This is a genomic window from Bowmanella denitrificans (assembly GCF_039522935.1).
In the GTDB taxonomy this organism is placed as follows: domain Bacteria; phylum Pseudomonadota; class Gammaproteobacteria; order Enterobacterales; family Alteromonadaceae; genus Bowmanella; species Bowmanella denitrificans.
Genome location: NZ_BAAAEI010000010.1, coordinates 190,333 through 212,835, shown reverse-complemented (window position 1 = coordinate 212,835; position 22,503 = coordinate 190,333). Strand labels below are relative to the sequence as shown.

21 protein-coding genes are annotated in these 22,503 nt (G+C 48.6%); 2 read left to right on the top strand and 19 right to left on the bottom strand.

Annotated features, from left to right (window positions below; all coding sequences use genetic code 11):
* Positions 1-470: 470 nt before the first annotated feature.
* From ABD028_RS10535 to ABD028_RS10500, 8 genes are all read right to left on the bottom strand, one after another.
* Positions 471-968: a chemotaxis protein CheW gene (locus ABD028_RS10535; RefSeq protein ID WP_102798461.1), complete on the bottom strand. Its 498-nt coding sequence runs from the start codon at positions 966-968 to the stop codon at positions 471-473.
* A gap of 2 nt (positions 969-970) precedes the next feature.
* A complete protein-coding gene (locus ABD028_RS10530; protein WP_343844734.1) occupies positions 971-2,821 on the bottom strand; it encodes a chemotaxis protein CheA in 1,851 nt (616 codons plus the stop codon).
* A 12-nt stretch (positions 2,822-2,833) separates the two neighbouring features.
* Positions 2,834-3,202, bottom strand: a complete 369-nt coding sequence (locus tag ABD028_RS10525) for a response regulator (RefSeq protein ID WP_102798459.1) — start codon at positions 3,200-3,202, stop codon at positions 2,834-2,836.
* Positions 3,203-3,209: 7 nt separating this feature from the next.
* Positions 3,210-4,904, bottom strand: a complete 1,695-nt coding sequence (locus ABD028_RS10520) for a SpoIIE family protein phosphatase (RefSeq protein WP_343844733.1) — start codon at positions 4,902-4,904, stop codon at positions 3,210-3,212.
* A complete protein-coding gene (locus tag ABD028_RS10515; protein ID WP_102798457.1) occupies positions 4,891-5,175 on the bottom strand; it encodes an STAS domain-containing protein in 285 nt (94 codons plus the stop codon). Before ABD028_RS10515 ends, ABD028_RS10520 begins: the two co-directional genes overlap by 14 nt.
* A gap of 23 nt (positions 5,176-5,198) precedes the next feature.
* Positions 5,199-5,855, bottom strand: a complete 657-nt coding sequence (locus ABD028_RS23265; RefSeq protein ID WP_425542096.1) for a methyl-accepting chemotaxis protein — start codon at positions 5,853-5,855, stop codon at positions 5,199-5,201.
* Positions 5,856-6,431: 576 nt separating this feature from the next.
* The gene (locus ABD028_RS10505; protein WP_343844731.1) at positions 6,432-7,574 is read right to left on the bottom strand and encodes a response regulator transcription factor; all 1,143 of its coding nucleotides are present in this window, start codon (positions 7,572-7,574) and stop codon (positions 6,432-6,434) included.
* A 17-nt stretch (positions 7,575-7,591) separates the two neighbouring features.
* Positions 7,592-10,000, bottom strand: a complete 2,409-nt coding sequence (locus ABD028_RS10500) for a hybrid sensor histidine kinase/response regulator (RefSeq protein WP_343844730.1) — start codon at positions 9,998-10,000, stop codon at positions 7,592-7,594.
* Between the two features lie 149 nt (positions 10,001-10,149).
* Between ABD028_RS10500 and ABD028_RS10495 the strand changes: the two genes are divergently transcribed.
* A complete protein-coding gene (locus ABD028_RS10495) occupies positions 10,150-11,205 on the top strand; it encodes a sulfite exporter TauE/SafE family protein (protein ID WP_343844728.1) in 1,056 nt (351 codons plus the stop codon).
* 165 nt (positions 11,206-11,370) lie between these two features.
* Positions 11,371-11,763, top strand: a complete 393-nt coding sequence (locus tag ABD028_RS10490; protein WP_102798453.1) for a DUF3718 domain-containing protein — start codon at positions 11,371-11,373, stop codon at positions 11,761-11,763.
* A 51-nt stretch (positions 11,764-11,814) separates the two neighbouring features.
* On the opposite strand, the gene ABD028_RS10485 is transcribed toward ABD028_RS10490, so the two are convergent.
* The 11 genes from ABD028_RS10485 to yoaA form a co-directional block, all read right to left on the bottom strand.
* Complete coding sequence (locus ABD028_RS10485; RefSeq protein ID WP_343844726.1) at positions 11,815-12,309, bottom strand: YcgN family cysteine cluster protein; 495 nt, start codon at positions 12,307-12,309, stop codon at positions 11,815-11,817.
* Positions 12,303-12,971 (bottom strand): fumarylacetoacetate hydrolase family protein, encoded by a 669-nt coding sequence (locus tag ABD028_RS10480; RefSeq protein ID WP_343844823.1) that lies wholly within the window; start codon positions 12,969-12,971, stop codon positions 12,303-12,305. The genes ABD028_RS10485 and ABD028_RS10480 overlap by 7 nt, the downstream gene beginning before the upstream one ends.
* Positions 12,949-13,947 carry a lytic murein transglycosylase gene (locus ABD028_RS10475; RefSeq protein WP_343844822.1) on the bottom strand — a complete coding sequence of 333 codons (999 nt, stop codon included), beginning with the start codon at positions 13,945-13,947 and terminating at the stop codon, positions 12,949-12,951. The genes ABD028_RS10480 and ABD028_RS10475 overlap by 23 nt, the downstream gene beginning before the upstream one ends.
* Positions 13,940-14,233, bottom strand: coding sequence for a YcgL domain-containing protein (locus ABD028_RS10470; RefSeq protein WP_343844724.1), 294 nt, complete (start codon positions 14,231-14,233; stop codon positions 13,940-13,942). The genes ABD028_RS10475 and ABD028_RS10470 overlap by 8 nt, the downstream gene beginning before the upstream one ends.
* A gap of 54 nt (positions 14,234-14,287) precedes the next feature.
* Positions 14,288-15,412, bottom strand: coding sequence for a ribonuclease D (gene rnd / locus ABD028_RS10465; protein ID WP_343844723.1), 1,125 nt, complete (start codon positions 15,410-15,412; stop codon positions 14,288-14,290).
* Between the two features lie 105 nt (positions 15,413-15,517).
* On the bottom strand, positions 15,518-17,173 hold the full coding sequence (gene fadD, locus ABD028_RS10460; protein ID WP_102798447.1) for a long-chain-fatty-acid--CoA ligase FadD: 1,656 nt from the start codon (positions 17,171-17,173) through the stop codon (positions 15,518-15,520).
* Between the two features lie 116 nt (positions 17,174-17,289).
* Positions 17,290-18,141, bottom strand: a complete 852-nt coding sequence (locus ABD028_RS10455; RefSeq protein WP_343844721.1) for an alpha/beta fold hydrolase — start codon at positions 18,139-18,141, stop codon at positions 17,290-17,292.
* A gap of 99 nt (positions 18,142-18,240) precedes the next feature.
* Positions 18,241-18,864, bottom strand: a complete 624-nt coding sequence (locus ABD028_RS10450; protein ID WP_102798445.1) for a Slp family lipoprotein — start codon at positions 18,862-18,864, stop codon at positions 18,241-18,243.
* Positions 18,865-18,982: 118 nt separating this feature from the next.
* A complete protein-coding gene (locus tag ABD028_RS10445) occupies positions 18,983-19,300 on the bottom strand; it encodes a hypothetical protein (RefSeq protein WP_102798444.1) in 318 nt (105 codons plus the stop codon).
* Positions 19,301-19,431: 131 nt separating this feature from the next.
* A complete protein-coding gene (tsaB, locus tag ABD028_RS10440; protein ID WP_343844720.1) occupies positions 19,432-20,118 on the bottom strand; it encodes a tRNA (adenosine(37)-N6)-threonylcarbamoyltransferase complex dimerization subunit type 1 TsaB in 687 nt (228 codons plus the stop codon).
* Positions 20,115-22,043: a DNA repair helicase YoaA gene (gene yoaA, locus ABD028_RS10435; RefSeq protein WP_343844719.1), complete on the bottom strand. Its 1,929-nt coding sequence runs from the start codon at positions 22,041-22,043 to the stop codon at positions 20,115-20,117. The genes tsaB and yoaA overlap by 4 nt, the downstream gene beginning before the upstream one ends.
* Between the last annotated feature and the right edge of the window lie 460 nt (positions 22,044-22,503).

Below are 22,503 nucleotides of genomic sequence, written 5' to 3'. Positions count from 1 at the left end.
TCCCGCATGACGGCGTAGAGTAATTTACGGGTTTCAGCGATATTCTGTGAATGTGCGTCAAATACCGTTTTTACCGCTTCATTACGGTCCACCAACGCCAGTGTTTGCTGCCAGCTTTGCTTCAACGGGTCGATAGACGTTGTGGATACGCCCTGCATCTGATTTGCCAGCTTATCCAGGTTGTTGCTAACCTGCGTCCGTCTGGACAACATCTCTGCGTGCAATTGGCCTTCCCCCTGGATTATCCGGGTCGACAAATTCCTATGCATAGCGATATTTCGCATCAGATCCAGCGCTGAGTCAGCAGGATGGGTGCCAGCTAACTCAGCTTCGGCTGCCTCCTGGGCAGCATAAGATGTTTCAAGCAGCATGTAAGTAGGCAATGAAACACCAACCACGACTAACAAACCAACACCTAACATCTTCATTGATATACTCAGGTCATTTATCCATTTGAGCGCTTTCATGTTTCACTCCTGTACTGTGTTCTGCTTTTGCTCGAACAAGCCCAACTCGTCGCTGGAAATGAGTTTCTCTATATTGACCAGAATCACCAACTGCTCATCAACTGCGGCCAATCCCACCAGATACTGACTGTCAAACGCCACCCCGAACTCCGGAGGTGGGCGAATTTCGTCGTCAGACAGATTGATAACATCAGACACACCATCCACCACCACGCCGACAATGCGGTTATCCACATGCAGCATGATGACAATAGTAAATTCAGTGTAAGTGGCCTCGCCGACGTTGAACTTCATACGTAAATCCACTATCGGAACGATATCGCCACGCAAATTCAATACCCCTTTGATAAAAGGCGGGGCATTGGCAATGCGTGTCACGGCTTCATAGCCACGGATTTCCTTCACTGCCATGATATCCAGTGCATAATGTTCTTCGCCAAGTACGAAGGTCAGAAATTCACGTTGCTGTGTATGTGTCGCTAGTGCACTATTGGTTGCCATAATCAGGATGCCTCACGCACTGGTTGTGGGGCTGTTTTCACCTTGGAAGACAGTGATTCAACATCTATTATCAGCGCAACACTGCCATCCCCCATAATGGTTGCTCCGGCGACGCCAGCGACCCTTTTGTAGTGTTGTTCTAAACTTTTAATCACCACTTGCTGCTGTCCCACCAGGCTATCTACCAGTAAGCCAAATCGCTTCTTCGCGCTTTCTATCAGTACCACAATGCCCTGTGTGGCATCCTGGTGCCTGGCCTGAACCCCCATATGCTGACCAAGTTGCAGCAAAGGCCAATACTCGTCACGTACCCACAGCAGCTTGTCATTACCCATACTTTTGATTTGTTCAGGTTGCGGCTGAATGGATTCGATAATATTCACCAGCGGTACCACATACACTTGCCCATCAACTGCAACGCACATGCCGTCCAGAATCGCCAGGGTTAATGGCAAGCGAATATGAAATGCCGCTCCCTGCCCTTGTTCAGATTCAATCTCCACCCGTCCGCCCAACGCTTCAATGTTACGCCTTACCACATCCATGCCGACACCGCGCCCGGATACATCGGTAACTTCTGCGGCGGTGGAAAAGCCGGGAGCAAAAATCAGATTCCAAACGTCGGTGTCACTGGGGTGCTCAGGCACATATACCGAGTTTTCATAGGCTTTGGCTAAAATTCTTTCACGGTTCAGCCCCGCACCATCATCAATAATGCTGATCAGTATGCTGCCGCCTTTATGGGCCGCCCGAAGCGTCAGCAAGCCTTCTTCATTCTTGCCACATTTAGTTCGGCGTTGCGGCTTCTCAATACCATGATCAATACTGTTGCGAACCAGATGCGTTAGTGGGTCCACCAGTTTTTCGATTAAGCCTTTGTCTATCTCGGTACTACCACCTTCTATGCAAAGCTCGACGCTCTTACCTAACTTGCCGGATAAATCCCTGACCAAACGCGGAAATCGATTAAACACAAATGACATGGGCAACATACGCATTGACATCACCGCTTCCTGAATCTCACGGGTGTTGCGCTCCAGTTCAGCTAACGCCGCCAGCCTTCTTTCCTCGGCCTCGGCGCTATCGTTACCAGAGATCATGCTTAACATGGACTGAGTAATCACCAGCTCGCCAACCAGATTAACCAGCGCATCAATCTTCTGAGTGTCAACCCGAATGGTGCTGGACTCGCTGGCAGCAGTTCCCCCTTTTCGCTCCGTTGCAGATCTGCTTAGCGGCTGTGGCGCTGATTTTTCTTCAGGCTGCTTTTGTGCTGTTTCTGCCTCAGCCGGTTTCTCAGACGCAGGAGGCAAAGGTTCAAACAATCCAAAAGCCTGCTCATCCTCATTTCTGGCACTTACAGGCTCATCTGACGGAGCAAAAAATCCAAATCCTTCAGGTTCGTTTACCAGCAATGGCTGCTCAAACAAGCCGTACCCTTGTGTTTGGCTTTCTGAAGGAGCAGAGGTCCCCAAAACGGCATCCAGAGCCTCTGTTCCGGCCGCAATGGCTGACCAATCAATATCGCCTCCCGTACGATAGCTGTGCAAAATACCCTTGAGAATATCCACGGTACTGAGCAATACATCCACAATAGATGAGGTCAACGTCAAGCTATCCTTGCGAGCCCTGTCCAGCAGGTTTTCCATCACATGGGTCAAACCGGTCAAGGCATCAAAACCAAAAATGCCACTGCCGCCCTTAATGGAATGGGCTGCCCGAAATATGCTGTTGAGTAATTCCTTGTCTGGGGAATCAAGATCCAGCTCCATCAGAAACTGTTCCATCTCGTCCAGGTGCTCCTGGCTTTCCTCAAAAAACACATTGTGGAACTGCTCCATCTCGATAGACATGTGCGCGATTCCTTATCCCATCACTTTGGCAGCCACTTCCAACAACTTACGTGGATCAAAAGGTTTGACCATCCAGCCAGACGCCCCGGCTGCTCTGCCCTGCGCTTTCATCTCATCGCTGGCTTCGGTCGTCAGCACCACAATGGGGGTGCGGGCAAAAGCAGGCAATGAGCGCAATGATTTAACCAGGGTCAGACCGTCCATTCTGGGCATATTCTGGTCAGTCAATACAAAGTCGAAGCTTTTACCGCCCTTGCATATATCAAAGGCTTCCTGTCCGTCCTTGGCGGCGGTGACGCCATAGCTTGCCGATTTAAGTGTGGCCTCTACCATCTGCCGGATAGACGGCGAGTCGTCAACAATCAGTACCTGTTTCGTCATAATGTTCTCACCTGATTAACACTGTTGTTTGGTTGCCGGGTGGCTCGCACTGAAATACGCTTGCCAGGGTGCGAACCAAAGACAGTCCCCTCCCCGACAAGTCGTCTACATCAGCTTGGGCGTGCTCCGCCAGGCTGTAGCCTTGACCTGAATCCTTCACCCTGATGGTCACCTCATTGCTGGGTGTGACCCAATCCAAGGCCAGCTCTACCCAATCATTTTCTGCCAGCAATGCGGTGCGCTGTTCTTTCTGCTCGATGTAGGTGATAAAACCGTCTACACCGTTCTTTAGCACGGAATCCAGCTTCAATACGCCATGATCCACGGCATTGCTGATAAGTTCGGCGCTGACAGTAAAAACGCGCTGACGCAACTCCGGCTTCATCGGGCTGGCCTGTAATATGGAATTCAACCAGGCCAGTAAATCCATTTCGGCCAGTTGATAGCCACAAAAACGGCTCGCAATATGCAGGCGTCCGTCCAGGTAGTAGTCATGCAGGCTGGCACTGCGGGCCTCGTGCATAAACCCCTGAATATCTATCCTGCAGATCGACACATCATCGTTGTACTCTCTCGTCTGGCAATGATGGCGTAGCGCTTTATCCAGGTTGACAATAGCTTCAGAGTTGCTGCTTCGCTCAATCAGTCGCTCTACACGCTGTATGCCAAATAATTCACCTGTTGCCGATAGCTGTTCAATCAAACCATCGCTAAACATAAAAAGTTGCTCATGAGCAGGAGTAATAGCGATGGTTTCGCTACCAGCGTCAAAGTCCCCCGCTTCCAGCACCCCCAAGGGCATATGCCGGGACACAAACCTGTGCTGAATATGCCCATCGGCGTCACACAACAGTGCTTCCGGCATACCACCATTCCACAAGTTGAGCTCTTTTCTATGCGGATCCAGCTCGATTAAAATGCCAGCTACAAATCTGTCACCGGGAATTTCTTTGGTCAGCTTATGGTTTAATTCATAGGCCAACATAGATAAGGGGCAGCCCTTGGATACCATGGCCCTGAAGACAGACACCACCGGCAAAATGCTGATAGCGGCAGCCAATCCATGCCCGGTGGCGTCCAACAACAAAACAAACAAATTACCACCGGGTGACAGCCGACTAAGCAGCAAATCACCATTAAAAGCACTGGAAGGCTGCATTAAGCTATGAACAAAGGATGAGCTGCTGTTTTCCTTGGCAGACAGGTGTTCATACACATGCCTGGCGAGCTTTTCCTCCTGTTGCTTTTGTCCCAACAGTTCTTCTAAACGATTGTTCTGGACCTGAACATTTTGCTGCAACCAATAGTTGAATATCAGCCTCTGCATCTTAAACAGCAACAAGGGCAAGTGCAGAGGCTTAGGCATAAAGTCGCTGATGCCCCGTTCGAAACAACTTTGTATCAACTGGTAATCGTCATCGCTGGTAATCATCATGACCGGAATATCTATCCCCAGTTGGGTAAGCACATCAATAAACTCTATGCCTAAGCCATCCGGTAAGTGGTTATCCAGCAACACAATGTCGTAGACCTTACCTGCGGCGAGGCTGCGCGCTTCTGCCAGATTGGCAGCCACATCGCAGTTCAGCCCATTTTGTAAAAAATAGGCTGTCAGCATTTTGCTATGCACGCCGTTATCTTCAACCAGCAACACTTTGGTATGATCTTCAGGCGCTTCGATAAAAAACTCAGGCGAATCCATAAATCTTCTGCATATTGGCCATGTTCAATATTTCCTGCGCGGTCCCTTTGGCCCCCCGTATAGAGGCTTTTATGCCAGCGGCCGACGCCCGTTTCTGCAACAGCACCATCATACCCAGCGCAGAACTGTCCAAATAAGCTACCCGACTAAAATCCAGCACAATGTGTTTGGCAGACTTGCTATCAATCACCCCTTGATAGCCCTGGGTAAAAGGCCCGTGGAAACTGAAGTCGAACCTTTCAGGTAATGAAATAACATGAATATCAGACATCGACGTGTCTCCCTGGTGTCGGTTTAGAAAAGTTCCACTTCCCCTGCACTGACAGAAGAAGACGACACCGGATTGCGCCGGGTCTGTCTGTCAATGCGCATGGTTTCAAGATAGCCGTGGAACTCCTTGATTAAAGCAGGCAAGTTATCGTCATCCAATTGCGCTAGATGCTCATGGATAAACTCGATAACCCCCCTACTGAAATTCAGGTTCTGGCTATTGATATCATCAAATTGCAGACCTCGGATGGCATTATGCAAGGCGCCTTCGAGGCGATGCGCCACCTGATCCAACTCTTTGGTGGTCAGTTCATCTTCATCAGACTTTGCCACAATCATATCCAGCGCTCCCTGGATCTTCTTCTTTGACTCAATTACATAGCTAACGTCCTGCGACGCCACTTTGCCCACATCATGAGTCAGCCCCTCAATCTGCGAACGAATGGATTTCAATTGACGCTGAATAGCCTCACTAAACTCGGCGGAACGGTTGGATAAGGCTCGCACCTCGTCGGCCACCACAGCAAAACCCCGTCCGGCGTCGCCGGCTCTGGCCGCTTCGATTGCGGCATTCAAAGCCAGCAGGTTGGTTTGTGAAGCAATCTCATCAATATCCTTAAGTGCCTTCATTACCAAAGGCATGGACTCGTATATCTTGTTGACCTTTTCCAGCAAGTCCATGGAAGAAGCAGACATGTCGACCGTGGTGTTAATAAAGCGGTCCAGCATCTGGCCGGTATTGATAGCAAAATCATGCATGCGGGCACTGTTAAATTCTTGCTCACTTTCACCTGTACCCAGCAATCTATGAATACAGCTTCCCTGGCGGGACATTAACCCTTGCAGTTGTTCGAACGAATCCCTGAGCAGTAAAACGGCATCGGCCTGTGTGCTTATACTGTCTGCCAGACTTTGTTCACAACGCTTTAAGGCCGGTACCAGTTCAGCACATAAGGCATTTAAATGTTCAGTCTGTGCCTTTGGCGGAGAATTTAAGGGCTGATTATCTGCAATATTTGGTGCGGTGGATTTTCGTGTATAAAAGCCGACAGATACCGCCAAAACGGCCAGAATCATGCCCCAATAACTCCATCCCAGCCACTCAAATAGCATACCGCCGAGCAGCGCTGCGAATATAAACAGAGCGTCGCGTAGAACCAGTGTAGTTTTCAACATGCTATCCAAGTCCCTGTCAGTATTTCCACTTTAGGAGAGGAAAACGAATTGCGCTAATATACTGGTGATTTTTCGTTCTATTCAGCCTGCCAACTTATTCAATAATTGCTGCATCACCGCTTTATACTCATTTTCTTTTCGCAGGCTTTCCTCAAAAATGCTGCTTGCTTCCTGAATAGCGGCATTTACATGAGTGACCAGCGTCTGCTCTTCTTCTTCAAGCAAGTTAAAATGAATAAGTTCGGTGCTTAGGTTGGTTTCAAGATTTAATATTGTCTGTTCAAAGCGCTCGGACATGGCTGATTTACTTTGCTCCATCTCCAATACCAGACCAGCGATAGATTTGGCCACATCTGAAGCAACCCTTTGTTTTTGTTCATTATTCCTTTCAAGCAAAATGGCTTCAATTCTGGCATCAACACCATTTAATAATAGGCAGAATTGGTCCTTTAACACGCCATACCTTTCTTCATCATCTATGGGCATATCACGGATCAACACGGTGAAATATTGGTAATTAAAAAAAGAAAACTGCTTCCAGCTGTAAATTCTTCCTTTACTGCGCGCTTCATGAATGGACTGTAATTCCAGACTGACCTGCCGGCCATCATCGCGAAAGTACGACTTCTCATCCATCTCAAAATATACTGTGCCTTTGACCCCAAATCCGGCCAGTGCTGAAAATATCAGTGCTGCCAATTCCGGCGTTGTTGACACCTTATGGGTTGATTCCATAAAGCGCAGAATATCGCCAAGCTCGGCGCTGGTTTTCATCGCATCAAACGCCATTTTCATGGCCGAATCAAACTGTTCGGTTGCCTGTTGGCGTATTTCCCACTGACGAAGTAACTGTTCTACTTTTAATGTCAGCTCTTTGAGACGAACAGGCTTAATCAGATAGTCGTCTGCGCCTACCGCATAAGCATGTAAAATATCTTCTTCCTGCATAAGCCCGGAGGTAAAAAGCACAGGTACGTCGTCTTGCAAGAATTCGCGGCGTAGTATTTCGCATATACTAAAGCCGTTAACGCCAGGCAACTGCACGTCCAGAATCACCAGACAGGGGGAGACTGGTAAGCTATCCCGCAACGCACTCACCCCTTCATGCGGAAAGGAAAGAAAATGACGCACCACAAAACCTTGTGCTTCAAGCGCGGTCGTCGTCATCTGTGCAATGTCCGGATCGTCTTCAAAGTAAAGAATATATTTATCAACCATCTCCATACGTCACTCCTGGTAAGCTATGCACGAGCCTCAACCAATAACTCAGCCATGCGCTTCAATAAATTTGATGCTGAAACCGGTTTAATTAAACGATGTCGGTAATACGGGTTTTCCTGCTCTAGTTGATTGGACCTTTCACTGGCAAAGCCCGTGATCAACTGAACTTTTATATGCGGGTAATACTTGTCTATTTGCTCGGATAAATAGATACCGCCCCGTCCGGGCATAACGACATCAGTGAGCACCACATCAATCTTGTGGGTGCCCAATAATCGCATGGCATCGTCAACATTATTGGCCTGAAGTACTCTGTAACCTGCGGCTTCAAGTACCGCTCGGGTTACACTAAGTAACTCCTTCTCATCGTCCACCAGCAAAATGCTGGCGTGTTGCCTGAATTGTGGCCTTATGTCATTGCTGACAGCAGGGGCTTGTGCAGCAATATCCTGTTCGTCTGCATGGTAGCGGGGGAAATACAACTCGAAGCGGCTGCCCTGGCCAGGCGTTGATTCCAGCCCAATTCCGCCGCCACTACGATGCACAAAGGAATAGACCTGAGCCAACCCCAGCCCAGTACCATCCCGGCCCTTGGTGGTAAAAAATGGTTCAAACACTCTGAGTTTGGTTTCTTCATCCATACCGCAACCATTGTCCACAACACTGACCTGAACATACTCACCGGCTACAATACCAAGTGATTGCCCTTCCAATGCGCCAATCATCAGATTGCGGGTAATAACCAGGATATTGCCCCCTTCCTGCATGGCCTGACGGGCATTAATGGCCAGATTCAGCAAAACGTTTTCAAAGCCGCCTTTGTCTAATAGCACAAGCCAGAGGTTGTCCTGCAACTGGTAGTGAATATTGACCGAGCGGGTCACCGCCTCAACCAACATTTCATCCATATGTTCAATTACCTGACCTATATCCAGGATATCCTCCTGGCCCGGTTTACTGGAGGAAAAGTCCAATAACTTTCTGGTCAATACCGCAGCCCGTTCACAGGCAGACAGTATTTTTTCCTGATACTTACCAGCGGGTTCATCGGTCAGCTCCATCTGGCTCAGTTCCGCGTAGCCAGAAATAATGCCTAAAATATTATTAAAATCATGGGCTACCCCATTAGCCAGGCTGCCAACCGCGCCTAGCTTTTGATTGAGCAACAGTTGTTTTTCCTGCTCTTTTAACAAAGTCAGGTCATGACAAGTACCAAGGAATCGCCGCAAGCCATTCTCTGCAGGAGGGAGCTCAGAGACCGACAAACGAATAGGAAACTCCCACCCCTCTTTATGCTTGGCGGTGACATCTCTGCCCACCCCAATAATCTGCGCATTACCAGTTTTTAGGTAGTTCATCAGATAGCCGTCATGCTGAGCGGCCACGTCGGCAGGCATCAGGGTATTGATATTTTGCCCAAGCAGCTCCTTGGCGCTATAGCCAAACAGCTTGGTTGTACTGGGATTGCAATGTTCCACCAAGCCTTTTTCGTTGATGGTGATCACTGCATCCACCATATTATCCAGTATTTCTTCCAACTCGGTGCGTTGATGACTGATATCCCGAAACCAGGACAAGGTTTCCTGCTCAGCCAGCACTCTGGACGTTTCATCAAAAGCGATCATGGCCAATGCATGCCTGCCGCCATAATGGATAGGATTTACCAGCAGTTCCAACCAGCGAGGCTCTGCTCTGCCCTCCACTCTGCAACTAACCCGCCACAATCCCAGCGCCCCTTGTTGCGACTTATCATTGATTACACATTCGAGGCGGGTCAGAAACGAGTCCACATCCTGCTTATTCAATAAATCCAGCAAACTTGTGTGCCGCAGATATTCCGCATGCTGCCCCAACAAATCCAACGCCACTTTATTGGTACTTAAAAACTGAAAATGGTGTCGTTCAACAACCCAGATGGCCGCAGGGTTTGCCTCAAACAAATCAATTCTGAGGCTGTTCATCAAGGGCAACTCTTCGGGTTCAAATATCAGTAGAAGCGCACTGCTGTCAATTTGCTCAGTGCATCTCAAACCGGATAACCGACAGGTAACTAATGTGTTGGAATCTAATTGCAGGCTATAATGCGCGGCAGGTATTTCACCTTTTTCGTGCAGATCGTTGAGAAAATCGGCGATAGGTTCTGAACTCTCTAAATCAGCCAGATTCAACTTTTGCCAACGGGTATCACTATCACAACCAAATAATCTGGACGCAGCACTATTGCCAAAGCAAACCCTGCCATCCGTTTTAACCAACACCACTGGAAAGCTGAATAACTGCAACACTGCGCCCATAGTTGAGCACAATTCACCAGTGAAGCAGCCCTGCTTTACCAGCGGGCGGACTAAATCCAGTAAATTCAAACCGGAAGTTAAATTGTTTTGCTTCCCGGAACTGCTGGGACCGCCTGTCAGTAATGCCTTATCCATAAGTTCCATTTGGCTATGTTAGTTTTAAATGAAGGTGTCATGGGTAAGTACAGCAAAAACTTAAATATTTGCCAGTTATCTGGCCGGGCGTTGTTCACACTGCTGTGGCAGCTGTTAGAATGCGCAAAACCAACCAGTAGTCAGTCACAATGTCGTTGCAGTCTCCCCAAAAGCAGTTTTTATGGATCTGGTGGCTATGGCTGGCCGGTTTTTACGGCATATGGTTGTGGCTGATGGTAGGTCAGTCCCTTTGGCCACAGGCCATTGAGCATTGGCCAATGGCGCTGGCGATGGCCATTGGCAGTTATGCCGCCGGCTCGACCCCAATGGGCGGCGGCACGGTGGGATTTCCTGTCCTGGTCTTGTTATTCGAACTTCCTGCCAGCCTGGGCAGGGATTTTAGTTTCGCCATCCAATCCATCGGTATGACCAGTGCCAGCATTTTTATCTTAGCCAGACGTCAACCTTTAGCCTGGGCCTTACTCAAAGGTGCTATGCTCGGCGCACTTGTCGGGACACCGCTGGGGATTTTTTTCATCGCCCCTTATGTCCCTGAGCTATGGATAAAACTGGTTTTTGCGGTGGTGTGGGCCAGCTTTGGCCTGCTTCATTTGTACCGTCTGAATGAAATTGCCGGACACAGCGGTATGACGGAATTTGATGAGAACTGGGATTTCCGTCTTGGCCTTTGGCTTGGGCTGCTGTCTGGCGCCACCGTGGCAGCAGTGACCGGTGTCGGAATCGATATGGTAGTCTATTCGGCTTTGGTGCTGTTGTGTCGGGCAGATTTAAAAATTGCCATACCAACGTCGGTTGTGATTATGGCTTATACCTCTGTCCTGGGTGTCGCCGTGAAACTGTTTATCGGTGATGGTTTGCAAGCTGGGGTGTTTGAGAACTGGCTGGCAGCCGCTCCGGTAGTGGCCCTTGGAGCGCCTCTGGGGGTGTTTATTGTAGCTAAAATTGGTCGCAAACCTACCCTGCTGGTGGTGGCAACACTTTGTGTTGGCCAGTTTATCTGGACATTGATGACCGAGCGCCAAGTTTTGGGTCTGACCGGCATACTGATTGCGTTACTGGCTGTCGCGGCCTGCCTGGCGGGCTTTGAACGGCTGCGTCGCTGGGGAGCAGTGTTGGTGGGTGAAAAAACCGAACCCGCTGCCCCTGCGCACAGGGCATTGCTATCCGAGGTGAAAGAGCGCTGATCCTCAGCGCTTAGTTCTGACGTTTCACCTACCTCTCACCTCTCACATAGCGTATAACTTTATATACTAAGGTACGATTTTACCCGCTGTTTCCCTCAGTTCGATTTTCATACACTGCTTCCCGTCAAGACCGTTAACGAATTTTTAACTTTAGAGGCAATTCACATGAAAAAGACCACCATCGCTATCCTGACCCTGAGCAGCCTGATTTTTGCACCTACAAGCTTTGCTGATATTAATGAAGATCTGCAAAACATCTGCACCATCGTTAAAAACGATGACAAATCAGAGCTGCGCAAGAAGCTGAAAAAAGTGCAAGACGACTACAACCTGCGTTTGGGTGACTATTACACAGGTATCAGCTGCGGTGGTAACAGCCTGATTCGCTACTCCATGGAAAATAACGCCACGGAAGTCGGTACCTTTATGATTAAAAAAATGAGCAAATCTGACCTGAGCCAGGCGGAGCAAGACGGTATGGCGCTGCAGCAGTGGGCCGAAGCAAATGGCCACCTGACCACCGAAATCGGTAAAGAATTACTGGATCGTATCAGCTAATCCTACTCAGCAATAAAAAATCCCGCTTGATGCGGGATTTTTTATATGGCTCTAATCAAGATCCTGCAGTGGCCAGACAACAATATAATCTTCCAGGTCATCCACCGAAATACCTTCATCCGACACGGTTTTACCACGTACAGACATACCGGCTTTATGCATAGCCGATTTCTTCCCTTTATGCAGAAGTGGATGCCAGGAAGGTAAACCACGCCCTTCATAAAGTCGCCTGTAACTGCAACTGGCAGGCATAAAAAAGATATCTTTCAGATTCGCTTTGGTTAACTTAACGCAATCCGGCACCAGCATGGTCCGTTGTTGATACTGAGTGCATTCACAACGCTTAGTATTGAGAAGATGACAAACGACATTAGTATACTGGACCTCTTCTCCCGGACGCAGCTCATCGGTTGCCATGCCATCACCTTCTTCATCCTCAATGACTTTATGCAGGCAACACTTGCCACAGCCATCGCACAAGGCTTCCCACTCAATATCATTCATCTGTTCGAGAGGCTTTTGCTCCCAGAATTTATCGGCTAACAAACGCCCCTCACTTGTGCATCAACCTGCAGATACCCGCACAGTTCAGCTTTAAGACTATCCTCTGGAAGTAAGGGCCCTACCCCTTTAGGGGTCCCGGTTAACACCACATCGCCCGGCAGCAAGGTAAAACACCTGGAGATTTCACTGATAAGCGCCGCCATGTTGTGGATCATCAATGCTGCATTGCCTTGCTGACGAACCTGTTCATTCACCCACAAATTAAAGCTTAGATGTTGCGGCTCTTGCACTTCAATGGCAGGCACAAAGCCGCTGAGCGGACAGCTGCCATCAAAGGCTTTGGCCCGCTCCCAGGGTTGCCCCTTGGCTTTCATCTTGTCCTGCACATCACGCAGGGTCAGATCCAGCCCCAGTCCATAACCCCACACGGCCTGCATAGCCTGCTCTGGGGCAACATGACTCAAGGTCTGCCCTATCAGCACAGCAATTTCCAGCTCGTTGTGACAAGCCCCCAAATCGCTAGGGATTCGGATCTCACCGGCAAATGTCACCAGGGCGGTTGATGGCTTGATAAACAGCAGCGGCTGTTCCGGTACTTCATTGTTCAGTTCTTGTATATGGTCAAGGTAATTGCGCCCCACACATACGGTCTTGCCTGCAGGCAGGCCAATAACATTGCCTTTATTGTCCAGGTGCTGATACATCATTATCTCGCAATTCAGCTTTGATTCGATCTGACAAATATCCCACCGCACTACCAAAATAGGTGGAGCGATTCCAATTCATCAAGGTATGGAAATTATCGTATACCAGATAAATACGCCCTTTGGCATCATCCGGCATTACCAGACTGGCGCGCAGGTTCCGCGCCGGCAAATCGGAGCCGTCATAGCGTCTTACCCCTAACGCCTGCCATTCACTCAGTGATTTCATTTTATCTTTATCCAGCCCACTGAGCTTAGTATCAAAATCAGCCGGGATCGTCACCTGGCGTCCCCATGTCTGACTGTCATCCCAGCCAACTGTCTTCAGGTAATTGGCAATCGACGCAAAGACATCGGCCTGATTGGACCAAATGTCTTTTTTACCATCGCCGTCAAAATCATAGGCGTACGCTAAAAACGAACTGGGCATAAACTGACTTTGCCCCATTGCTCCGGCCCAGGAACCAACAAAACCTGATTTATCAATATGCCCTTCCTGAAGGATAGTCAGGGCTGCAAATAACTGACGCTTAAACAGGGCTTCACGGCGCCCTTCATACGCCAGGGTCGTCAGGGCCGAGATGACCGGAAATTTCCCTTGTATACGGCCGAAATTGCTTTCATTCCCCCACAAGGCCACTATAAACCGAGGTTGTACACCAAACTTACGCCCCACCGCTTCAAGCACTTCTTTATTTTCTTTGTATTTCTCTACCGCCTGCTTAACCTTCCAGTCAGGTACCCGGCTGGCCAGATACTTGTCCAATGTCAGCTTAAATTCAGGTTGATTCTTATCAGAACTGACGGCTCTTTCATAAAATTCAACATCGGCAAAGGCCTGGTCAACTAAGGCCTGGCTGAAGCCCTGTTGCAGTGCTTCTGCTTTAATATTTTGTACATACTGATTAAAGTCGGGTTTCGCAACGGCTCCCAGACTGCAGAATAATAATAGTGCAGCAGATATAGGTCTAAACATCATCCTGCTCCTTTGTTTGATGAAGTTGACGACGATGCGTCTCCAGTAGATTTTCCTTTGGTGGCGGCAACTGCAGGTAGAAACCTTGTTCCTGCATAGCCTGACAGACTTTCGCGGCATCACCGATGGCAAGTTTACTATCGGGCTTAATGGCCATTACCATCACCAGAGAAGGGGTACCGAAATGCTGCATAAGCGCTTGTGGTACATCAGAAAAATCATCGCGTTTGGGTACGAAAAGATAGGTTTCGTCTTTCTTACTACTTTTATAAATAGCGCACAACATGGCGACTGCTCGGACTCCCATGAGAGTGATTGGGGCAGGTTTGTGTCAGCATTCTCAGTCTTTACCTAAGATACGCTGAATCCCTTCTTGCAACAAAGGTTGCCGCCAACCACAGATTAAATCAGGTTTCAGGTCTGCCAGTTTACCTTCATCCAGACTGAACCACAGCCATTTTAGCAATTGATTGATCTGTTTTTTTGAACCAAGCAACTCAACCGGAATGTTGAGCCCCTGCGACACCTCTTCACAAAGCTGTCTGAGTGCTTGAGACACTTTCTTGTAGGCGGAAAAATCCACCAGACGCTCTATCTTAGGTGGGAAATGTTCGGGAGGTACATCCATGCATGCGTTCATAATCGCCAATAGCTCATCGCCATGGCGACGTACATCTTGTGGCGGCATACCGGATATGGCAAACAACGCATTGCGTTGCATCGGCTGGCGTTTGGCCAATTCCAGTAGATATTGCTCTTTGAAGACAAAATTTAAGGCCAGGTTTTTGCTACGAGCCTTCTGAATCCGCCACTTAGCCAGTTCCTTGAGCACTAACAAAGCCTTACCTTTTATCTGCCAGTTATTCTTTATGGTCAGATATACATAGTCATCCGGCAACTCACGACGCTTTTTTTCGGCCAGTTGCTGCATTTCATCAAACACCCATTGAGTACGGCCCAGCGCTTCGATCTCATTGGCCAACTGCGGATACAACGCATATAAATGAAAAACGTCATTGGCGGCGTAATCCAGTTGCTGTTCGCTCAGAGGTCTGGCCAGCCAGTCTGTTCGGGACTCACCCTTGTCTAAACTGATCCCCAAACGTTGTTCCACCAGCTTAGCGTAGCCCAGGGATGGCCCCATATTCAGCAATCCAGCAGCAAACTGAGTATCAAATAGTGGCGTTGGTACCACCTTCATGGCGGTCCAGAAGGTCTCCAGATCCTCAGAGCAGGAATGCAGTACCTTAATCACCCGTTCATCCGTCAGTAATTGAACCAGGGCGGATAAATCATCGACAGCGAGCGGATCAACAAGGGCTAATTGTTCTCCGTCATAGAGCTGAATTAATCCCAACTGAGGGTAGAGAGTGCGGGTACGAACAAATTCGGTATCAACAGCAATATATGACTTGCCGGAGGCTTGCTGGCAATAGGATGCCAACTGCCCTGTTTCGGTAATCATTTGATATTTCATCAGAAAAATGCGGTGCCTTAGTTAGGGTTCACAACAATCTTAGGGTGGAAAACGCCGCCATCCTGTCACAGAGCGGCGTTAGTATCGAGGATGCTAACCCTTTAACTCCCGGCGTAGTATTTTGCCCACGTTGGTTTTAGGTAACTCGGTACGAAACTCTACCTGACGTGGCACTTTGTAATTGGTCAAATGCTTACGGCAATGGGCTATCAGTTCATCTTCAGTCAGTGCGGGGTCCTTTTTCACTACAAACAGTTTAACCGCCTCACCGGTTGATTCACTGGGAACCCCCAAGGCAGCGACTTCTGCCACACCATCGTGCATGGCCGCCACTTCCTCTATTTCATTGGGGAATACGTTGAAGCCGGATACCAGAATCATGTCTTTCTTACGATCAACGATATAAAAGCGTCCCAGCTCATCCACTTTGGCAATATCACCAGTGGCCAGCCAACCATCGTTTAGCACTTCGCTGGTTGCCTCGTCACGATTCAGATAGCCTTTCATGACCTGAGGACCGCGTACATGCATTTCACCAGGTTCGCCAACAGCCACTTCATTACCACTGTCATCAAGCAACCTGATTTCCGTGGAAGGCACAGGCATCCCTATGGAACCGTTATATTCATCCGTGATAGTTGGATAATTAATACTGACCACAGGTGAACATTCAGTCAGTCCATAACCTTCCAATAGCACATGCCCGGTCACTTTGGCCCAGCGCTCCGCAACCGGACGCTGCACGGCCATGCCGCCTCCAAGTGCAAACTTAAAATTGGAAAAATCCAGTTCCTTAAATCCTGGCGTGTTCAGCAAGCCATTAAACAAGGTATTAACGCCGGTTAGCACGGTAAAAGGATACTTTCCCAGTTCTTTAACAAAGCCTGGCATGTCCCTGGGATTAGTTATTAACAGGTTACGGCAACCGTACTTAACGAAAGTCAGACAGTTAGCCACCAAAGCAAAGATGTGGTAAAGCGGCAAGGCTGTTACCACCAATTCCTGCCCAGGTTCTATTACAGGTTCAAGGATCACGGAAATCTGTTGCAAATTCGCCACCAGATTCCGGTGAGTAAGCATGGCCCCTTTTGATACGCCTGTAGTACCGCCAGTGTATTGCAAAAACGCAATATCTGAGCCTTTCACCTCAGGACGTTGGTAGCTCATGTTCTTACCGCTGTTAATTGCCTCCATCAGGCTGCGACTGCCCGGCAGTGAAAAGGCTGGTACCATTTTCTTGATGTGTTTCACCACCAGATTGACTATCCAGCGCTTGGGCGCTGGTAACATGTCTCCCAGGCGCGTCAGGTACACCTGACTGACTTGCGTATCCTTTATTACTTTATCCAGGGTGTGGGCAAAATTTTCAACAATGATTATGGCTTTGGCATTGGAATCATTTAATTGGTGCTTTAACTCTCTGGCCGTATACAGAGGGTTAACATTAACGACCGTTAAACCAGCGCGCAGCACACCGAAAATAGTCACAGGGTTTTGCAGCAAGTTAGGCATCATGATAGCGACAGCATCGCCCTGCTTTAACCCTTGTTGCTGTAGATAGGCGGCAAACTGCCTGGAATACTGATCCAGCTCTTTAAATGTCATCTGTGCACCCATATTAATAAAGGCAACACGGTCAGCGTATTTCTGCACAGATTGTTCGAATATATCCACCAACGACGCGTAGTGGTCTGCGTCAATATCTGTAGGGATATTATCAGGGTAATGTTCTAGCCAAATCTTTTCCACATTGCCTCCTGTGGCATTTTTTTACTTATTATCTTCATGGCCGGGGATTGCCCGGCAAACGGCGCAGCCCCAATAGTAGCCAAAGCCCGGAAAAAGATAAATCAGAAAAGTTGCGGTTAAAGTTTGTCTACCTGCTGCCAAAAGCTGCGAATATGCTTTGCAACGTCACCCGGATTATCCATATGCAGGTGATGCCCCCCTTCGGCTTGAGCCAAACTCAAATCTGCAATCAAGGCCTTGCGTCGCTGCACATTCCCTCGCACTTTTTCAAATCCTTTGTTTCCGGTTATTGCCAAGATCGGGCAGGTTATTGCCATAAGAAACGCTTCTGCCTGAGGTTCGGTAAGACGCAAAGATGAGACGGTGCGCAAACGCCGGTCCGTGCGCCATTCCCACTCCTGCCCCAGTTGACGTAAATTACGCTCAACCAGCAAAGTGGCGGATGTCTTTTTGAGATCGCCAGCCAACAATCTGGCTGTCACAGCTTTAGCAAAACTGGGGGGATGACGAGCCGTCTTATCATCGATGGCAAGACGACTTACAACGGATTCCCTTAACTGTTCCGCACTGGTTGCTGCTTCTTTAGTCAAAGGACCGAATGCTTCGATCATCACCACAGAGATTATCTGTTCCGGAAAAGTGGCGGCATAAACGGAAGACAGAATGCCTCCCAATGAATGTCCAAGCAGGTGACATTGTTGCCAGCCTAATACATTCAGCAATTCCCTGATATCCTGCACCCAGTCCAGAAAATGATAGTGCGCATCGGCGCTTCGATGCGCGGAGTGTCCATGTCCAGTTAAATCAACCGCCACGACATCCCAGTCTGGTAAATATTCCGCCATCGGAACAAAACTGGCAGCATTGTCCAGCCAGCCATGTAATGCCAGTACTTTGGGTCCATCAGGATTGCCAAATCGCAGGGCCGACAATGTCAGGTGTTTAAGGTTAATTTGAATGTCCTGCAATCCACTTCACTCCATACACAACAAAAAAAGCGGCAACAATCTGCCGCTTCACTGCAATAATCTGCCACACCATTGTAAAGCAAGGCAACGTTTTGCCGCTTAACGTGTCACCTTTTTAGGTGCTGGTGAATTCGAGGACTGAGGAGCCCGATTGGGCAGTGGTCCATCGACATACCCTTTGCTTTTGCTTCGAATAATAACCCGTTCATGGTAAGGCCACATATGCCAGCCCCACCAATTGTATGGGTAAGGGCCATAACCATACCCCATGGTGCTAACTTCCACTTCCTGAACATCTTTCCACAAGTGGTAGCCATTGGCTTTCAATGTTGGAAACTGATACTTGTATTCGCCGACCTGTCCTTCTTCGCTTCCCGTTACCGCCCCGCTGACAGTCAGGCTGCGTCCTGGTTTATACACCATAGGATCCAGAAATCCATCCACATAAACTCTGAAGCGACCAACACTTTCATCATCTGTGGTAGGTCGTCCGTAACTGCGTATAGGGTAATGCACCATTTCCAGCACTGTGGCGTCGGCCTTGTTCTTTACATCAGCAATCACCCCACCCCACAATACCTGCCCACCCGAACTCTGTTGGGGCTGAGCAGCCACCTCTTGATAATTAAGCAGCTTAGCGCCTTCTGCCACCTGTAAATCCTTGGGTAAGGTAGAGCAACCGGCAATGGCCAACACAAATGTGACCAACATTAACTTCTTCATATTCACCCCACAACTGGCGTTATTGTCTGGTCCATTATCTAACAAATAGCTGAACCCGTACTGAATTGGGTATATGGCGAGGGTATTTAACTGATTCCGATGCGTCAAGAGCTGCGCGTCAGACGTAAGTGTCGATTCCCATAGATTGCTGAATTTCGTCTTTTAGTTGCAGCCGGGCCAGGCTTTGATAAGCATCGACAGCTTGTCTGCCTCGTGAATCTGGTTGATCGTAAAATTGTTGTTGTTGGCGTCGGTACTTGTCTGCCTGTACCTGGGTTTCTTCATTGCCCTGTCGCGCAACCACCTGGCTACGAGGATATTCTGTAGGCGCGTTGTCCTGAGGCTGGCGTGCTGGTTGGTCCCTGGCAGGTCCCTTGACCGCAGGATTAACCACCAGCCCTTGTTGCTGGGCGATAAGAGAAGATTCAATGTCCACTAATTTACCACCGAAGTAGGATACAACTTATCCAGCTAAGCACAGCTTTAATCTATGGCAGCAAATTGCCATTCTTGCCATATCACCAGTCAGACTAAGGCGGTTCGCAAAAATCATGCCGATATCGTCATCTATTCTCTACCCGGTAACTTTTTCCAGGTGACCTTGTCACGTAGATACACCGGCTCTATGTGGTCCACCGAGACAGCAGCCCCATCGGCGGCGGCTCTTGTTGCCAAAGGCAGCATAAACTGGGCTGATGGATACAGAATGTCAGACAATCCCCTTACCTGGCCGTCCGGGTTTAAACTCTCATATGTGCCCCAGGCTGTGCCAACACCTGCCCACTGGCGAATATCCACCATCCCAGACAGCGCCTGTTCAGGTGGTAATACTGCCTCATCGCCCACCAGTTGCATCGTCCCGTCAACCAAGGAGTATTTCCCCATATAGACTTCGTCCATGCGCGCATCAATAGCAGCGATAACCTGTTCAACTCCATACTCAATATAGGCTTGTTGCGCCATGGCAGCCAAGGTGGATACAGGAACCACAGGTAACTCTGAGCCTAATGCCAGTCCTTGTATCATTCCTGTGGCGATCCGCACCCCGGTGAAACTGCCGGGCCCCCGACCAAACCCCAGTAATTCCAGGTTTTTCAACGTTATTCCGGCTTCAGCAAGTAATTCATCCACCATGGGCAATAGTCGTTGGCTATGTTGTTGCGGGCATACTTCAAACTTTGCCAATACTTGCCCCTGGTAACTCAGGGCGGCTGAGCAGGCTTCTGTGGCTGTATCTATAACCAATATATTCATGTAACCTGATTCTCTTGTATCTGTTTTAAGAAAGTCAGCGCGCTGTCCAGCGTTCTGGTGCGACGCATATCCGGTAAACTGGCCAAAAAGGTTTTTCCATAGTCTCTGGTAACCAAGCGGTTGTCACATATGACCAATACACCACGATCGGCACTATCCCGAATTAAGCGCCCGGCGCCTTGCTTCAGTGTAATAACGGCTTGCGGTATCTGTATCTGAGCAAAAGGATTGCCGCCATGTTTTCTGCAATCTTCAATTCTGGCCTCCAGCAGTGGATCATCTGGTGCCGCAAAGGGGAGTTTATCGATCAACACGCATGTCAGCGCATCCCCTCGAACATCCACCCCTTCCCAAAATGCACCGGTACCCAGCAAAACAGCATTGTCCGCTTGCAAATAGGCCTCGAGTAAGGCGCGTTTACTGGTGCTTCCCTGCACCAGAATAGGATTATCAATCACAGCTTCCAACCCATCAGCCACCTCACGGAGCATGGCATGACTGGTAAACAACAAAAAACAGCGGCCATTGCTGGCCTTGATTAGCTGCTGAGCAATACGCGTCAAGGTCTGGCGCATAGCAAAAGCGCTGGGCTCCGGCAGGTAACGGGGCACACATAAAAGTGCCTGCTGTTGATAATCAAAGGGGCTGTCTAAGGCAAGGGTCTGTGCACCCTGAAGACCCATTTGGCGAATAAAATGCTCAAAGCCGCCGCCGACCATCAAGGTGGCAGACGTAAACACCCAGGTACGTTTTGGCTCAGCCATGTAATCAGCAAAGCGCCTGGCGATAGAAAGCGGCGTCAGGTGTAACACAATATGCTTGATAGTGGTTTCATACCAAAGACTGACGCCTTTTTTGTCCACATCGGTTAGCCTTTCCAACTGACTGCGTGCCTGAGCACATCGTTCATAAATGGTATCCAGATCTTTATCTCTACCCAGGTGCAGCTTAATCACCTCGTAGACCAGATCCAGAATTTCATGCAGTTTATCCAGTTGCGCCTGAACGTCTTCTCGCTCGAGTGCCAGCCGCCAATTGCCTTTTTCCCTCTGTTCAGGAAAAAGCAGCCGCAAGTCACCAGTGATATAACGAAGCTTTTCCGCCACTTTACTTAGTTGCTGAGCATCTTTTAGTTTAGTTCGATATACCAGCTCAAGATCCATACCCAGGTCCTGCAATTGCCGACTGGAAAGAGATTCACCAAAATATTCACTGGCAATGTCTGGAATTTGATGAGCCTCATCAAACAAAATAACATCTGCGTCAGGAATAAGTTCACCAAATCCAGTATCTTTAAGCGCCATATCAGCAAAGAACAGATGATGGTTGACCACCACCAGATCGGCGTCCAACGCCTCACGACGTGCTTTTACCAAATAACAATCTTCGTAATCGGGACAGTCTTTGCCCAGGCAATTATCTTGTGTAGAGGTGACAAAAGGTAACACCCTGGCATCTTCGGGTAAGCTCTTTAATTCCCCGATGTCACCACTTTTAGTGCCACTTGCCCATTGCCGCACTAACGTGAGTTCATGTAATACGGATTTATCCACCAGATTACTTTTGCCACCATGCTGTGACAATCGATGCAAGCACAGATAATTAGATCGGCCTTTGAGCAACACTGTGCGTTTATTAGTAGCAAGGGCTTTTTTCAACAATGGCAAATCACGATGAAACAACTGTTCCTGCAAATTCTTGGTGCCGGTTGAAACAACGACCTTTTTACTGCTTAGTAGTGCCGGTGCCAGATATGCAAAGGTTTTACCTGTGCCAGTACCTGCTTCGACAACGAGTTGCTGTTTATTTTTGATGGCTTGTTGAACTGCCTCAGCCATATCAGTTTGCGCCTTGCGCGGTGTAAAGCCCTGAATAACGCCGGCCAGCGCACCCTGTTTGGCAAAAACCTGTTCAATTGTCGGCATCGAATCCCCCTCAAGACGCGCAATTATGCCAAAAAGCTCAAAAGCGTACAGGGATTTATCCTCATCACGCACAGGTCAAGGTATAAGGTATATTGCCGCACTTGCAGATGAGACATGTTTAATTGCAAATTTAATGTCAACCAGTTAGCCACAATGCTGCTACTTATCGCATAATTTGCGCAAATCAACACAATGCCTGATGGGACCTTTAGTCCATTCTTTCCTGAGTAAAATGTAAAAAAATGTATTCAGCCTATTCACAATTGCCTGATGTCATTACGAACGGCATCAGATTTAATATTTTTTAAGCAAACTGCGTCAATATTTTGGCACTTTTATCCAACTGAACTAAATTCATCTTTGCTGGTGTTCATCGCGAACCGGCAGACTTATAAAAATCGGCAGGACTTGCCGGATTAAAAATAAATGATGCGTAATACTGGCAATTTGATTATCTATT

What these genes read in the sequence shown, in the direction of transcription:
- ABD028_RS10535 (WP_102798461.1), bottom strand. Translation starts at nt 968, where the DNA reads ATGGCAACCAATAGTGCACTAGCGACACATACACAGCAACGTGAATTT.
- ABD028_RS10530 (WP_343844734.1), bottom strand. Translation starts at nt 2,821, where the DNA reads ATGTCTATCGAGATGGAGCAGTTCCACAATGTGTTTTTTGAGGAAAGC.
- ABD028_RS10525 (WP_102798459.1), bottom strand. Translation starts at nt 3,202, where the DNA reads ATGACGAAACAGGTACTGATTGTTGACGACTCGCCGTCTATCCGGCAG.
- ABD028_RS10520 (WP_343844733.1), bottom strand. Translation starts at nt 4,904, where the DNA reads ATGGATTCGCCTGAGTTTTTTATCGAAGCGCCTGAAGATCATACCAAA.
- ABD028_RS10515 (WP_102798457.1), bottom strand. Translation starts at nt 5,175, where the DNA reads ATGTCTGATATTCATGTTATTTCATTACCTGAAAGGTTCGACTTCAGT.
- ABD028_RS23265 (WP_425542096.1), bottom strand. Translation starts at nt 5,855, where the DNA reads ATGGACTTGCTGGAAAAGGTCAACAAGATATACGAGTCCATGCCTTTG.
- ABD028_RS10505 (WP_343844731.1), bottom strand. Translation starts at nt 7,574, where the DNA reads ATGGAGATGGTTGATAAATATATTCTTTACTTTGAAGACGATCCGGAC.
- ABD028_RS10500 (WP_343844730.1), bottom strand. Translation starts at nt 10,000, where the DNA reads ATGGATAAGGCATTACTGACAGGCGGTCCCAGCAGTTCCGGGAAGCAA.
- ABD028_RS10495 (WP_343844728.1), top strand. Translation starts at nt 10,150, where the DNA reads ATGTCGTTGCAGTCTCCCCAAAAGCAGTTTTTATGGATCTGGTGGCTA.
- ABD028_RS10490 (WP_102798453.1), top strand. Translation starts at nt 11,371, where the DNA reads ATGAAAAAGACCACCATCGCTATCCTGACCCTGAGCAGCCTGATTTTT.
- ABD028_RS10480 (WP_343844823.1), bottom strand. Translation starts at nt 12,971, where the DNA reads ATGTATCAGCACCTGGACAATAAAGGCAATGTTATTGGCCTGCCTGCA.
- ABD028_RS10475 (WP_343844822.1), bottom strand. Translation starts at nt 13,947, where the DNA reads ATGTTTAGACCTATATCTGCTGCACTATTATTATTCTGCAGTCTGGGA.
- ABD028_RS10470 (WP_343844724.1), bottom strand. Translation starts at nt 14,233, where the DNA reads ATGTTGTGCGCTATTTATAAAAGTAGTAAGAAAGACGAAACCTATCTT.
- rnd (WP_343844723.1), bottom strand. Translation starts at nt 15,412, where the DNA reads ATGATTACCGAAACAGGGCAGTTGGCATCCTATTGCCAGCAAGCCTCC.
- ABD028_RS10450 (WP_102798445.1), bottom strand. Translation starts at nt 18,864, where the DNA reads ATGAAGAAGTTAATGTTGGTCACATTTGTGTTGGCCATTGCCGGTTGC.
- tsaB (WP_343844720.1), bottom strand. Translation starts at nt 20,118, where the DNA reads ATGAATATATTGGTTATAGATACAGCCACAGAAGCCTGCTCAGCCGCC.
- yoaA (WP_343844719.1), bottom strand. Translation starts at nt 22,043, where the DNA reads ATGCCGACAATTGAACAGGTTTTTGCCAAACAGGGTGCGCTGGCCGGC.